Origin of the sequence: Pseudomonas sp. RL, assembly GCF_000647775.1 — a bacterium.
Classification (GTDB): Bacteria; Pseudomonadota; Gammaproteobacteria; order Pseudomonadales; family Pseudomonadaceae; genus Serpens; species Serpens flexibilis.
In genome coordinates this window covers 43,878-57,993 of sequence record NZ_JBOY01000008.1, presented here as the reverse complement: position 1 = coordinate 57,993, position 14,116 = coordinate 43,878, and the positions used below count along the sequence as shown (strand labels likewise).

Annotated in this window: 9 protein-coding genes; 6 read left to right on the top strand and 3 right to left on the bottom strand. The window is 67.0% G+C overall.

The window, feature by feature from the left end; translation table 11 throughout:
- The first annotated feature begins 5 nt into the window (after window positions 1-5).
- From AS93_RS0102425 to AS93_RS0102415, 3 genes are read left to right on the top strand one after another with little or no spacing between them, the layout of a single operon-like run.
- Entirely contained in the window at window positions 6-6,836 is a 6,831-nt protein-coding gene (locus tag AS93_RS0102425; RefSeq protein WP_027589102.1) for an Hpt domain-containing protein, read from the top strand.
- A complete protein-coding gene (locus AS93_RS0102420; RefSeq protein WP_027589101.1) occupies window positions 6,833-7,834 on the top strand; it encodes a chemotaxis protein CheB in 1,002 nt (333 codons plus the stop codon). The genes AS93_RS0102425 and AS93_RS0102420 overlap by 4 nt, the downstream gene beginning before the upstream one ends.
- 12 nt (window positions 7,835-7,846) lie before the next feature.
- On the top strand, window positions 7,847-8,317 hold the full coding sequence (locus AS93_RS0102415; protein WP_027589100.1) for a chemotaxis protein CheW: 471 nt from the start codon (window positions 7,847-7,849) through the stop codon (window positions 8,315-8,317).
- Window positions 8,318-8,465: 148 nt separating this feature from the next.
- Here AS93_RS0102415 and AS93_RS0102410 read toward each other — a convergent pair whose 3' ends face one another.
- Both AS93_RS0102410 and AS93_RS0102405 read right to left on the bottom strand, forming a co-directional pair.
- Window positions 8,466-9,185 (bottom strand): 16S rRNA (uracil(1498)-N(3))-methyltransferase, encoded by a 720-nt coding sequence (locus AS93_RS0102410; protein ID WP_027589099.1) that lies wholly within the window; start codon window positions 9,183-9,185, stop codon window positions 8,466-8,468.
- Window positions 9,186-9,386: 201 nt separating this feature from the next.
- The gene (locus tag AS93_RS0102405; RefSeq protein WP_027589098.1) at window positions 9,387-10,793 is read right to left on the bottom strand and encodes an adenosylmethionine--8-amino-7-oxononanoate transaminase; all 1,407 of its coding nucleotides are present in this window, start codon (window positions 10,791-10,793) and stop codon (window positions 9,387-9,389) included.
- A gap of 158 nt (window positions 10,794-10,951) precedes the next feature.
- Between AS93_RS0102405 and AS93_RS0102400 the strand changes: the two genes are divergently transcribed.
- The gene (locus tag AS93_RS0102400; protein ID WP_027589097.1) at window positions 10,952-11,506 is read left to right on the top strand and encodes a cytochrome b; all 555 of its coding nucleotides are present in this window, start codon (window positions 10,952-10,954) and stop codon (window positions 11,504-11,506) included.
- Between the two features lie 23 nt (window positions 11,507-11,529).
- On the top strand, window positions 11,530-12,105 hold the full coding sequence (locus AS93_RS0102395) for a YceI family protein (RefSeq protein ID WP_027589096.1): 576 nt from the start codon (window positions 11,530-11,532) through the stop codon (window positions 12,103-12,105).
- Between the two features lie 48 nt (window positions 12,106-12,153).
- Here AS93_RS0102395 and AS93_RS0102390 read toward each other — a convergent pair whose 3' ends face one another.
- On the bottom strand, window positions 12,154-12,792 hold the full coding sequence (locus tag AS93_RS0102390; protein ID WP_027589095.1) for a TetR family transcriptional regulator: 639 nt from the start codon (window positions 12,790-12,792) through the stop codon (window positions 12,154-12,156).
- 186 nt (window positions 12,793-12,978) lie between these two features.
- On the opposite strand from AS93_RS0102390, the gene AS93_RS0102385 reads away from it, so the two are divergent.
- Window positions 12,979-14,100, top strand: coding sequence for an efflux RND transporter periplasmic adaptor subunit (locus AS93_RS0102385; RefSeq protein ID WP_027589094.1), 1,122 nt, complete (start codon window positions 12,979-12,981; stop codon window positions 14,098-14,100).
- The last annotated feature ends 16 nt before the right edge of the window (window positions 14,101-14,116 follow it).

Genomic DNA, 14,116 nt, shown 5'->3' with positions numbered 1-14,116 from the left:
TGGCTATGGGGGATCGGCACGACTATGTCGCCCTGGAATGGGTCAAGGGCGAAATCGCCGAGACGCTCAACCAGGCGCGCCAGGCCCTGGAAGCGTTCGTCGAGAACCGCGAGGACAGCACACGCCTGAGCTTCTGCCTGACCTATGTCCACCAGGTCCACGGCACCCTGCAGATGGTGGAGTTCTATGGTGCCGCCCTGCTCGCCGAGGAGATGGAGCGGCTGGCCCAGGCGCTGCTGGAGAACCGTGTCGCCGACCAGAGCGAGGCGCTGCAGATCCTCATGCAGGCCATCCTGCAGCTGCCGGTGTACCTGGATCGCGTGCACAGCACGCGCACCGATCTGCCGCTGCTGCTGTTGCCGCTGCTCAACGAACTGCGCAGTGCGCGCGGCGAGCAGCCCCTGCCGGAAACCAGCCTGTTCGCGCCGGACCTGTCCGCGCCGATTCCGGCCTTGTCGCGTGAGTCCCTGGCGCTGCTGAATACCCCCGAATTCCCCCAGTTGCTGCGCAAGCTGCGCCAGTTGCAGCAGGTGGCGATGGTGGGCCTGCTGCGCGGGCAGGAGTCGGCCAAGAATCTGGCCCAGCTGGAAAAGGTCTACCTGAAGCTCGCTGATCTGGGCCGCGAGTCGCCCCTGGAGCCGCTGTGGGAAATTGCCGCCGGCGTGGTCGAAGGGCTGGTCAGTGGCAGCGTGCCCTCCGGCCCCTCCGTGCATGTGCTGTTGCAGCAGCTGGACAAGGAGCTCAAGCGGCTGGTGAGCGAGGGGGCCGCCGGCTTCAACCATGCCGCGCCGCTGGAGCTGACCAAGAACCTGCTGTTCCACCTGGCCAAGGCCAGCTTCGAAACGCCGCGCATTGCCGAGCTGAAGGCCCGTTTCCGCCTCGACCAAGCGCTTCCGGGAGAAGCGGTGTCGGGTGCCGAGCGCGGCCAGCTGGTCGGCCCGGACCGCGGTGCGATCCGCTCGGTGGTGGCGGCCCTGTGCGAAGAGCTTGTGCGTATCAAGGACAGCCTGGACCTGTTCGTGCGCAGCGACCGGCAGAACCTGGCCGAGCTGAGCGGCCTGCAGGCACCTCTCAAGCAGATCGCCGACACCCTGGCGGTGCTGGGTTTCGCCCAGCCGCGCAAGGCCATTCTCGACCAGCTGAACACCGTGCAGCTGCTGCTCGACGGCGAAAAGACCGCCGATGATGGCGCGCTGATGGATATCGCCGGCGCGCTGCTGTATGTCGAGGCGACCCTGTCCGGCATCGCCGGCATGGATAACGACAGCCAGAGCGAGCAGAGCCGCCTGCCCACCACTGATGTGACGCAGATCCACCAGTTGGTGATCCGTGAGGCGCGTACCGGTCTCGAACAGGCCAAGGACGCCATCATCGAGTTCATCGCCTCGCAGTGGAACCACGAACATCTGGCTCGGGTCCCGGAGCTGCTCACCCAGGTGCGCGGCGGACTGGGCATGATTCCGCTGCAGCGCGCCGCCGAGTTGCTTGAAGCCTGCCGGCGTTACATCTGCGAGCGTCTGCTGGAGCCCCGTGCAGTGCCGGACTGGCAGCACCTGGATACCTTGGCCGACGCCATCACCGGCGTCGAGTACTACCTGGAACGCCTCAGCGAGGACCATGCCAGCCAGGGTGAAGTGATTCTCGACGTGGCCGAGGAAAGCCTGTGCAGCCTGGGCTATGCGCCCCGCGCGCTGCCGGCCGAGGAGGCTGCTGTTCCGGCCGAGCCGGTGCTGGACTGGCTGGCCGACGACATGCGCGAGCCGCAGATGGAACAGCCGGCTATTGCCGCGCCGGCCACGCTGGCGGATTTCGTCGACGATCTGTTCGCCCCTGAGCAAGAGGCCGCGTCGCACACGCCCGCGCCGTCGATGTTCGAACTGCTGGAGCTGGATGCCGAGGGCCTGACGCCTCCGGCCGAACCGCTGGCCGCGAAACCCGAGCCTGAACCCGCGCCGGTGCTGACGGTGGCCGATGTGCTGGCCGCGCCGGTGCAGGCCATCAATCCGCCCGCCCAGGATGCTCCGCCCAGCCTCCTGCCGCCGCCTGCCGACGAGGAGCCGGTGGACGAAGAGCTGCTCGAGGTGTTCATCGAGGAAGCTGGCGAGGTGCTCGACACCATCAACCAGTTCCTGCCGCAATGGCGCGCCAACAACGACAACCGTGAAGCGCTGAGCGAAGTCCGGCGCGCCTTCCACACCCTCAAGGGCAGCGGTCGCATGGTGCGCGCGCTGATCATCGGCGAACTGGCCTGGGCGGTGGAGAACCTCTTCAATCGCCTGTTGGACCGCAGCATTGAGGCTGGTCCGGCGGTGCACGAGCTGGTCGGCGAGGTGGTGGGACTGCTGCCCGAGCTGGTCGACGAGTTCGCTGCCAAGGCGCAGCGTCAGCGCGATGATGTCGACCGCCTGGCTGCCGCAGCCCATGCGCTGTCCCGCGGCCAGCAGCCTGCGCCGTCCCTCCCTCGCGCGGTGGCGGTGGATGACGCCGCCGATGCCAGCGGACTGGACCCGCAGTTACTGGATATCTTCCGCAACGAGGCGGAGAGCCACCTGGAGACGCTCGACCAGTTCCTGGCGGAGTGTGCGCAGATCCTGCCGCAGCCGGTCAACGACCGTCTGCAGCGGGCGCTGCATACCCTCAAGGGCAGCGCGCACATGGCCGGCATCCTGCCGATGGCCGAGGTCGCCATGCCGCTGGAGCGGCTGGTCAAGGAATTCCACAACCACCAGATTCCGGTCGATCGCGAACTGGCCGGGCTGCTCGCCCAGGCCCGCGAGCTGTTGCAGCAGGGCCTGGCGCAGCTTGATAGCACGCCGCACGCGCCGCTGCCGGGCACCGAGGCGTTCCAGGTCGCCGTGCAGAGCCTGCAGAAGGAACGCCTGAACCAGGCCGAGGCCAAGCGCACCAGCAGCGAACCCCATGCGTCGGAGCTGCTCGGGCGGCATCTGGGCAACCACATCGACACCCTGCTGGACAGCGAGGAGCTGCTGGCCGGCTGGCGCGACCAGCCGCAGGCACCCAGCCCGCTGGGTGGCCTGCGGGCCGCCGTGGAAGCACTCTGGCAGGGCGCCAGGCAGGCCAAGCTGGCGCCGCTGGCTGAGCTTTGCGAGGCGGTGTCGCAAGTGTATGCCGCCGTGGCGGACCAAGGCCTGGCCACCGATGCGCGCTTCTTCGAGGAAGCCCTGGCGGCCCATGAGGCGCTCATTGGCATGCTCGACCAGGTGGCCGCCGCGCTGCAGGTCAGCCCGCGTCCGGATCGCATCGCCGCGTTGGCCGCGCTGTTGATGCCGCCAGCCCTGCTCGATGAGCCGGCGTTCGACATTGATGCGCTGCCCGACAGCCTGCTCGAACTGGAACCGCTCGAACTGGCGTTCGATACGTCGGAGGAGGCGCCCCCCAGTCTGGAGGATGCGCCCGACGCAGCGGAGACGGGGTGCCCAGCCGCGCAGCCGGTCGACGAGCTGGACGAGGAGATGGTCGAGATCTTCCTCGACGAAGCGGGCGACATTCTGGACAGCGCCGCCCAGTCCCTGGAGGACTGGCTGGCCGATACGCAGGACCTGGATGCGCTGGGCGGACTGCAGCGCGATCTGCACACCCTCAAGGGCGGTGCACGCATGACCGGTGTTACCGCGATCGGCGACTTGGCCCATGAACTGGAATTCCTTTACGAAGGCCTGATGCAGCAGCGCTTCACTGCCGAGCCGACCCTGGCCTGGCTGCTGCACAAGTGCCATGACCGTCTGGCCCAACAGATCGAACAACTGCAGGCCCGCGAGCCGGTGACGGTGGCCAGCTCGCTGATCCGCGCCGTGCAGGATTATCGGGAAACCGGTGCCGTCAGCCTGGAGCCGCAGGCGGCGGAGCCGACCACGGCCAGCCCCGAGGGCGACCTGTGGGCGGCCCTGGAGGCGGCCGAAGCACTGGATCTGGAGGGTTTCGGCGAGCTTGAAGAGATCGAGCTGCAGGTGCCTGCGGCGGGCGAGGGCGAAGTTGATGCGCTGGATGTGCAGGCTGACCCCGAGCTGATGGCGCTGTTCCTCGAAGAGAGCTTCGGACTCATCGAGGATGCCCGCGAGGCATTGCAGCGCTGGCGCGCCGATCCGCAGAACGCGCTGGAAATCGAGACCCTGCAACGGGACCTGCACACCATCAAGGGCTGCGCGCGGATGGCCGACGTGCAACCGATCGGTGATCTTGGCTATGAGCTGGAAATGCTCTATCGCCAGTTGGCCGATGGGCGCCTGCGCAGCGGCGAGCCATTGTTCGATCTGCTGGAACGCAGTCACGCACATATCAGGACGCAGCTGGAGGCCGTGCGCGACGGTCTTCCGGTCCCTGCTGGCGAGGAGCTGATCGCGGCGCTGCAGGAGTACGTGGCCGCCCCCGAGGAGCAGTTGAGCGAGCCGCTCAGCGTTACCCTGCAGCCGGTCGAGGAATCATCGGTCGTGGCCGCCGCCGAGCCGGTGGTGCAGGCGAAGCCCGGCGATGAGGTGGACGAGGAGATTCTGGAAATCTTCCGCGAAGAGGCCGACGAGCTCATCGAGGCGCTGCAGTCCTGTATCCAGGACTGGGACGCGATGCGCGAGGCGGTTCCCTTCGACGACTTGTTGCGCATCCTGCATACCCTCAAGGGTGGGGCACGACTGGCCGGCCAGGCGCACATCGGTACCCTCAGTCACGAGCTGGAGCAGCGCCTGATCGAGGCGCGGCAGCAGGGCGAGCCATCCGAGGGCCTGTTCGAACTCGTGCAGAACGAGTTCGCCGTCCTGCAAGCGGCAGTGGACGGCTTGCGAGCCATCCTCAGCGAGGAAGATCTGGTCCCCGCCGCCCCGGCGCCTGTCACGCCGCCGGCGCCGCTGGCCGTCCCCGCGCCGCAGGAACCGGTGCTGGCGCCGGTCGAGCCGGTCGCGTCCACCGCCCGTGTGCTGCCCTTCGTACGCCAGGCCGAGGAGGCCCGCGAGGCGGCCGCCGCGCGCCGCGCGCCGCAGGAGCTGGTCAAGGTGCCGGCGGAACTACTGGATGACCTGGTCAACCTGGCGGGCGAGACCTCCATCTTCCGCGGCCGGGTCGAGCAGCAGGTCAACGATGTCGGCTACACCCTGGGCGAGATGGAAGCCACCATCGAACGGGTGCGCGACCAATTGCGCCGCCTGGACACCGAAACCCAGGCGCAGATCCTCAGTCGCTACCAGGCCGAGGCCGAGCGTGCCGGCTACGAGGACTTCGACCCACTGGAGATGGACCGCCATTCCCAGCTGCAGCAGTTGTCGCGGGCGCTGTTCGAGTCGGCCTCCGACCTGCTGGACCTCAAGGAAACCCTGGCAGCCAAGAACCGTGACGCGGAAACCCTGCTGCTGCAGCAGTCGCGGGTCAACACCGAACTGCAGGAAGGCCTGATGCGAACCCGCATGGTGCCCTTCGATCGCCTGGTGCCGCGTCTGCGGCGCATCGTGCGCCAGGTGTCGGCGGAACTGGGCAAGCAGGTCGAGATGGTGGTCGGCAACGCCGAGGGGGAAATGGACCGCAGCGTGCTGGAGCGCATCATCGCGCCCATGGAGCACATGCTGCGCAATGCCGTGGACCACGGCATCGAGCCGGTCGAGGTGCGGCGTGCCGCCGGCAAGCCGGACCAGGGCACCATCAGCCTCAACCTCGCCCGCGAGGGTGGCGAGATCGTGCTGACCCTGGCGGACGACGGCGGCGGCATTCGCCTGGACGCGGTACGCCGCAAGGCAATCGAACGCGGGCTGATGGCCGCGGACAGTGACATTACCGACCACGAGGTGCTGCAGTTCATCCTGGCGGCCGGTTTCTCCACCGCCGAGAAGATCACCCAGATCTCCGGTCGCGGCGTGGGCCTGGACGTGGTCAGCTCGGAAATCAAGCAGCTCGGCGGCTCGGTGAGCATCGAGTCGGGCGAAGGGCAGGGCACGCGCTTCATCATTCGCCTGCCGTTCACCGTGTCGGTCAACCGGGCGCTGATGGTGCATTCCGGCGAAGATCTCTATGCCGTGCCGCTGAGCAATATCGAAGGCATCGTGCGCGTTTCGCCCTACGAGCTGGAGGCCTATTACGGCCCGGACGCGCCGCGCTTCGAGTACGCCGGGCAGCGCTACGAGCTGCGTTACCTGGGCGAACTGCTGAACAATGGCCAGCAGCCCAAGCTGATGGGGCAGACCCTGCCGCTGCCGGTGATCCTGGTGCGCTCGGCGGACCACAGCATCGCCGTGCAGGTGGACAGCCTGGCCGGCTCGCGAGAAATCGTGGTGAAGAGCCTCGGCCCGCAGTTCGCCCGGGTGGCTGGTATCTCCGGTGCCACCATCCTCGGCGATGGCCGCGTGGTGGTGATCCTCGACTTCATGACCCTGCTGCGCAAGCGCCAGCTGCAGGCGCTGCCGCGCCGCTTCGCCCAGCCGCAACTGAGCGTCGAGCCCGCCGCGCCGGAGGCCGAGGCCGAAGCGCGCGCGCTGACCGTGATGGTGGTGGACGACTCGGTCACCGTGCGCAAGGTCACCACGCGCCTGCTCGAACGCCAGGGCATGAATGTGGTCACCGCCAAGGACGGCGTCGACGCCATCACCCAGCTGCAGGAATTCAAACCGGACATCATGCTGCTGGACATCGAGATGCCGCGCATGGACGGCTTCGAAGTGGCCACCCTGGTGCGTCACGACCCGCAACTGGCGGACCTGCCGATCATCATGATCACCTCGCGCACCGGTGAGAAACACCGGGAGCGGGCCATGGCCATCGGCGTCAACGACTACCTGGGCAAGCCCTACCAAGAGGCCCAGCTGCTCGACCGTATCCACGCTCTGGTACAGCACCCATGACCGCCCGAATCGCGATTCTCGCCGACACTTCCCTGCAGCGTCACATTCTCCAGCGTGCGCTGGCCGGCAGTGGCTATCAGGTGGTGTTCAACCAGGACCCCGCCGGCATGGCGCCGGACGAGCTGCAGGACTGTGCCGCCGATCTCTGGCTGGTCGACCTGGCGCAGGGCGAAGACCTGCCCGTGCTCGATGACCTGCTGGAAGGGGACGTCCCGGTGCTGTTCGGCGAGGGCAAGGCGCCGGAGCGCAGCTCCGAACACTACCCACGCTGGGAGCGCAGCCTGTTCGGCAAGCTCAAGCGCCTGGTAGGCGATCCGGCCGCCGCGGTGGGACCGAGCCTGCAAGGCCTGCTGAGCGAAAACGAGACCGTCGAGCCGCTGACCCTGCCGGCGAGCCTGGCTCAGGCGCCGGACGAGCCGGCCCGCGAAGTCTGGCTGCTGGCCGCTTCGCTGGGTGGGCCGGTGGCGGTCAAGGCGTTTCTCGACGCGCTGCCGGCCGGCCTGCCGGTGGCCTTCCTGTATGCCCAGCACATCGATGCCGGTTTCGAGGCCAGTCTGCCGCAGGCGGTGGGCCGTCATAGCCAATGGACGGTGCGCCAGCTGCAACCCGGCAGGCCCCTGTGCAACGGCGAGGTGCAGGTGGTGCCGATTGCCAATGAACTGGGCTTCGCCGCCGACGGCAGTCTGACGCTGCTCGAACGCGGCTGGCCGGAGCCTTACAGCCCGTCCATCGACCAGATGATGCTCAGCCTTGCCGGTCAGTTCGGCGCGCGCTGCGGCGTGATCGCCTTCAGTGGCATGGGCAGCGACGGCAGCGCCTCGGCGGCCTATGTGCGTCGCCAGGGCGCGCCGATCTGGACACAGAGCGGCGACAGCTGCGTCTGTTCCAGCATGCCCGACAGCCTCCGCGAAGGGGGCTACAGCGAACTCAGCGGCAACCCGCGCGAACTGGCGGCGGCGCTGGTGAAGCATCTGGCCGAGCGCCCCCGGGACGCCTAAAGGAATTCGCACATGAGCCAAACCCCCGCCCTCCAGAACACCGCCAGCAGCCTGACCGCGCTGTTGATGCCGCTGCGTGATCGCACGCTGCTGCTGCCCAACGTGGCCATGGCCGAGCTGGTGCCCTATCAGACACCGGAGCGACGCGACGGCATGCCGGACTGGCTGTTGGGCTACATCGGTTGGCGCAACCTGACGCTGCCGCTGCTGTCGTTCGAGGTGGCCAGCGGGTCGCGCACCGAGGTTGGCCGCAACGCGCGCATCGCCGTGCTGAACGCCATCGGCGACCGCCCCGGCACGCCGTTCCTGGCCCTGCTGCTGCAGGGTATCCCGCGCTCGCTCAAGGTCGACGCCGACCTGCCGGCAGCAGTCGGCACGCTGGCGCCGCTGGAGCTGGCGGCGGTACGCATCGGCGACGAATTGGTGAAGATCCCCGACCTGGAAGGCCTGGAACAGAAGTTGGCGGACGCCGGGTTGATCTGAGCCGGTCGGCCACGCCGGCGCGGTCCTCCTGTGGGAGCGAATTCATTCGCGATCTTCTGGTATCGCCCTCCCGAAAAGCTCGCGAGCGAGTCAGCTCCCACAAACAATCGGCTCCGCAGGTTCTCTATTGGATCGTTGGTCCGATCCGTTAGAAATCCCCCCACAGCTGCTGCGCCACGCTCAGCGCCACCACCGGCGCGGTTTCCGTGCGCAGCACGCGCGGCCCCAGGCGGGCGGCGTGGAAGCCGTGATGTTTCGCCTGCTCCACCTCGGCGTCCGACAGCCCACCCTCGGGGCCGATGAGGAAGGCCAGGCTGGATGGCCGCGCATGGCTGGCCAGCGGCTCGGCTACCGGGTGCAGTACCAGCTTCAGCTCAGCCTGCACCTGGCGCTGCCAATCGTCCAAACTGACCGGCGCATGAATCACCGGCAGCACGGAACGGCCGCACTGCTCGCAGGCGCTGATGGCGATCTGGCGCCAGTGGGCCAGGCGCTTGTCGGCGCGTTCATCCTTCAGGCGCACCTCGCAGCGCTCGCTGACCAGCGGGGTGATCTCCGCCACGCCAAGCTCGGTGGCCTTCTGGATGGCCCAGTCCATGCGCTCTCCCCGGGAAAGGCCCTGGCCCAGGTGGATGCGCAGAGCGGGCTCGGCCAGTCCGTCGAAGGCCTCGTGCAGCTCCACACTGACGCTCTTCTTGCCCACCTCGACCAGCTCGCTGAGGTACTCCCGGCCACTGCCGTCGAACAGCTGCACCGCGGCGCCCGGCGCCAGGCGCAGCACGCGTCCAATGTAGTGGGCCTGGGCCTCGGGCAGCTCATGGCGGCCGAGGGAGAGCGGGGCATCAATGAAGAAGCGGGAAAGGCGCATGGGAAGGTGCGGGGGTAGCCAATGGAAGGTGGCAAGCTTAAAGCACCCGGGCAGCCATCGGGCGGACAACTCTGTATTTGGTTGCCGTTGCGGTGTGTGCCCGGCCAAACGCTCGCGAAGGAATTCGCTCCCGCAGGTCCGGGCCGCGCACCGCTTTTCGTGGGAGCGGACTTGTCCGCGAGCTTTTATCGCCGCACCCCGCTACCCCGGATCGCGAAACTCCGCCGGCGCGCCGGCCGGCACGGCCACGCTGACGGCGGTGCGGGTGGCCAGGTCGATGCCTTCACCGGCCACCTCGGCCAGGAAATCGATCTGCTCGGGCGTGATCACATAGGGCGGCAGCAGGTACACCACGTTGCCCAGGGGGCGCAGCAGCGCGCCGCGTTGCAGGGCGTGGCGGTAAACCGCCAGGCCGCGTCGCTCCTGCCACGGATAGGGGGTCTTCGAGGCTTTGTCCGCGACCAGCTCGATGGCCAGGGCCATGCCGGTCTGGCGCACTTCACCCACCTGCGGATGCTCGGCCAGGTGCGCGCAGGCGCGGCCCATGTGCGCGGCCAGCGCGCGGTTGGCCTCGATCACGTTGTCCTGCTCAAAGATGTCCAGCGTGGCCAGCGCGGCGGCGCAGGCCAGCGGGTTGCCGGTATAGGTGTGCGAATGCAGGAAGGCGCGCAGGGTCGGGTAGTCGTCGTAGAAGGCCTGGTACACCGTATCGGTGGTCAGCACGGCGGCCATCGGCAGATAGCCACCGGTGAGCGCCTTGGACAGCACCAGGAAATCCGGCGTGATGCCGGCCTGCTCGCAGGCGAACAGTGTGCCGGTGCGGCCGAAGCCGACGGCGATCTCGTCGGCGATCAGGTGCACGCCATGGCGGTCACAGGCCTCGCGCAGCAGGGTCAGATAGATCGGGTGATACATGCGCATGCCGCCCGCGCCCTGGATCAGCGGCTCGACGATCACGGCGGCGATCTCGTGGTGATGCTCGGCCAGGGTGCGTTCCATGTGACTGAACATCTGCCGCGAGTGGGTTTCCCAGTCCACCCCGGGGGCGCGATGCCAGCAGTCCGGGCTGGGCACCTTGAGGGTGTCGAGCAGCAGCGGCCGGTAGGTTTCGGTGAACAGCGCCACGTCACCCACCGACATGGCCGCCACGGTCTCGCCGTGGTAGCTGTTGGTCAGGGTGACGAAGCGCTGCTTGCCCGGCTGCCCGGCGTTGCGCCAGTAGTGGAAGCTCATCTTCAGCGCCACCTCGATGCCCGAGGAGCCGTTGTCGGCGTAGAACACCCGCGCCAGGCCGGGAGGCGCCAGGCGCACCAGGCGCTCGGACAGCTCGATCACCGGTTGGTGGCTGAAGCCGGCGAGCATCACGTGTTCCAACGTGTCGACCTGCGCCTTGATGCGCTCGCCGATGCGCGGGTTGGCGTGGCCGAACACATTGACCCACCAGGAGCTGACTGCGTCCAGGTAACGCTTGCCGTCGAAATCTTCCAGCCAGACGCCCTCGCCCCGACGGATCGGGATCAGCGGCAACTGTTCGTGGTCCTTCATCTGCGTGCAGGGATGCCAGAGGGTCGCCAGGTCGCGTTGCATCCAGTGGTCGTTCAGGCTCATCGGTTCGGTTCCCCCTGCGAAAAAACCTGGCGAGCCTAGCACGAAGTCTGGGGCAGTGTTCTTATCGGCTGGTTCGATGGGTTGAAGCGAAAAAATTCGCTTTTCCCCGATAGGTTTGTCGGTAGTCTTACGTTCATTCAGAAACAAGGAGGATCGCCATGCAGTGGCGAAATTCATCCCGCAATTACGGCCTGACCAGCATCCTGCTGCACTGGGGCGTGGCCCTGACGGTGGTGGGGCTGTTCGCGCTCGGCCTGTGGATGCGCGGGCTGAACTATTACAGCCAGTGGTACCGCACGGCGCCGGACATCCACAAGAGTGTCGGCCTGATCCTGTTGGCGGTGATGGTGCTGCGACTGGTCTGGCGCTGGCTCAGCCCGCCGCCGGCGGCCCTGCCTACCCACACTCCGCTGGTGCGCCTGGCCAGCACGGCCGGCCACCTGACCCTGTATGCCGGCCTGTTCGTGGTGATGCTCTCGGGCTACCTGATTTCCACGGCCGATGGCCGGCCGATCAGCGTGTTTGGCTGGTTCGAGGTGCCGGCCTTGGTCACCGGTATCCCGCGCCAGGAAGACCTGGCGGGCGACGTGCACTTCTACGCTGCCTGGGCGCTGGTGATTCTCGCCGCGTTGCACGCCCTTGCCGCGTTCAAGCACCACTTCATCGATCGTGACGACACCCTGCGGCGCATGTTTGGCCGCGCCAAGTACTGATATTTCATCAAGGAGCATTTCCCATGCTGAAGAAGACCTTCACCGCACTGACCCTGGGCGCCGCCCTGTTCGCCGGCCAGGCCATGGCTGCCGACTACGCGATCGACAAGCAGGGCCAGCACGCTTTCGTCAATTTCAAGATCAGCCACCTGGGCTACAGCTGGATCTATGGCACCTTCAAGGACTTCGACGGTAGCTTCAGCTTCGACGCAGCCCGTCCGGAAGCCAGCAAGGTGAACGTGACCCTGAAGACCGCCAGCGTGGACACCAACCATGCCGAGCGTGACAAGCACCTGCGCAGCGGCGACTTCCTGAACGTCGACAAGCACCCGACCGCGACCTTTACCTCCACCCGCGTGGAATCCACCGGCGAGGGCACCGCCAACATCACCGGCGACCTGACCCTGAACGGCGTGACCAAGCCGGTGGTGATCGCCGCCAAGTTCCTTGGCGAAGGCAAGGACCCGTGGGGCGGTTACCGTGCCGGCTTCGAGGGCACCGCCAACATCAAGATGAAAGACTTCGGCATCAAGATGGACCTCGGCCCGCAGAGCGAGAACGTCGAGCTGATCCTCACCGTGGAAGGCGTGCGCAAGTAAGCGCTGCCCGATGCAAAGAACGCCGGCCTTGCGCCGGCGTTTTGCATTTCAGGGTGTCAGCCGCAGCGCCGGGCTCAGGCGCAGCATGTCCAGGCAACTGCTGGCCAGGCGCTCGGCTTCCTGGTGCAGGTCGTAGCCGTCGGGCAACAGCAGCCATTCGCGAATCAGGCCCGAAACGCAGGCATGCAGCGTACGCGCCGCGGTCGGCAGGTCGAGGGTGGTGGGTAGCTGACCCTTGTCGACGGCATTGGCCAACGCCTGGGCAATGATGCCGTGGCATTCCCGCACAGCGGCGGGCAGGAACTGCCCCAGGCTGCAGTCTGCATCGGTGTACTCGCAGCGAAACAGCAGGATCTCGTTGAGGCGCCGGAACTGGGTGTCCCGGGCCGAGAGCTGAAACAGGCGAGTCAGCAACAGGTGAATGTGGCCCAGGGGATCCTGGGTGTCGGGGTCGCGCGTGGTGGCCTCCAGGTCGGCGAGTAGCAGGCTGCGGTTTTCCAGCAGTGCCTGGAAGACCTGATCCTTGTTCTCGAAGTGCCAATACACGGCGCCGCGGCTGATGTTCGCCGCCTGCGCGATATCCGCCATTGAGGTACGCGAAAGCCCCCGCTCGTAGAGGCAGATTTCCGCGGCATCCAGGATCTGCTGACGGGTGGCTAGGGCTTCTTCTCGGGTGCGTCGGGCCATGGTCGCAAGTGCTCTGCCTTCCGCGTGCGCAGCGGCGTGCGGGGCAATATTTGGAAAGGACTAGTCTTATTTACAAACAATCATGGATGTAAGTATATTGCGCCGTCAATTTCAACGTGCCGCAGAGAGCGGGAGACCCTCCGTTCTCTTCCCGCGTCTTCGCTTTCCACCCTCACGAGGTTGTCCATGTCGATCAAGCCCGCCCATGTGGCTCTGATTCCCGTATTCGCCATTGCGTCAATGCTGGCTGCCTGCAAGGAACAGGCGCCCGCCCAGGGAGCCGGTGCCGCTCCGGCTCCGCTGGTCGGCATTGTTACTCTGGAAGCCAAGCCCTACGCGCTGACCACCGAGTTGCCGGGCCGTACCGCCGCCTATCGCAGCGCCGAGGTGCGTCCGCAGGTCAACGGCATCATCCAGAAGCGTCTGTTCGAGGAAGGCAGCGAGGTCAAGGCCGGCCAGCAGCTGTACCAGATCGACGCCGCCGTGTACGAAGCCACCCTGAAGAGCGCCGAAGCCACCCTGGCTTCCACCCGCTCGCTGGCCGAGCGCTATGCCGCGCTGGTCAAGGACAAGGCGGTCAGCCAGCAGGCTCATGACGAGGCGCGTGCCGCCTACCTGCAGGCCCAGGCCAACCTCGAACAAGCGCGCATCAATGTGCGTTACACCAAGGTGCTGGCGCCGATCGATGGCCGCATCGGTCGCTCCTCGGTGAGCGAGGGCGCGCTGGTCAGCAACGGCCAGGCCCAGCCGCTGGCCACTATCCAGCAGCTCGACCCCATCTACGTCGACGTGACCCAGCCCAGCTCGGAACTGCTGCGCCTGCGCAAGGATCTGGCCGCTGGCCGCCTGCAGAAGGCCGGCGAGAACGCTGCCCAGGTCAGCCTCAAGCTGGAAGACGGCAGCACCTACGCCCACACCGGCAAGCTGGAGTTCTCCGAAGTCAGCGTGGACGCCAGCACCGGTTCGGTGACCCTGCGCGCGCTGTTCCCCAACCCGGACAAGCTGCTGCTGCCGGGCATGTTCGTGAAGGCTGAACTGGTCAGCGGCGTGCTGGAAAACGCCATCCTGGCCCCCCAGCAGGGCATCGCCCGCGACCCGCGCGGTCGCCCGATGGCCATGGTGGTGAACATGGAAGGCAAGGTCGAGGCGCGCATCGTCGAGGCCGAGCGTGCCGTAGGCAACCGCTGGCTGGTCAGCGCCGGTCTCAAGCCGGGCGACCGGCTGATCACTGAAGGCCTGCAGTACATCCAGCCCGGTATCTCAGTGCAGACCAAGCAGGCCGGTAACCTCACTGCCAACCAACAGTAAGTCGGCCCAGGGATAT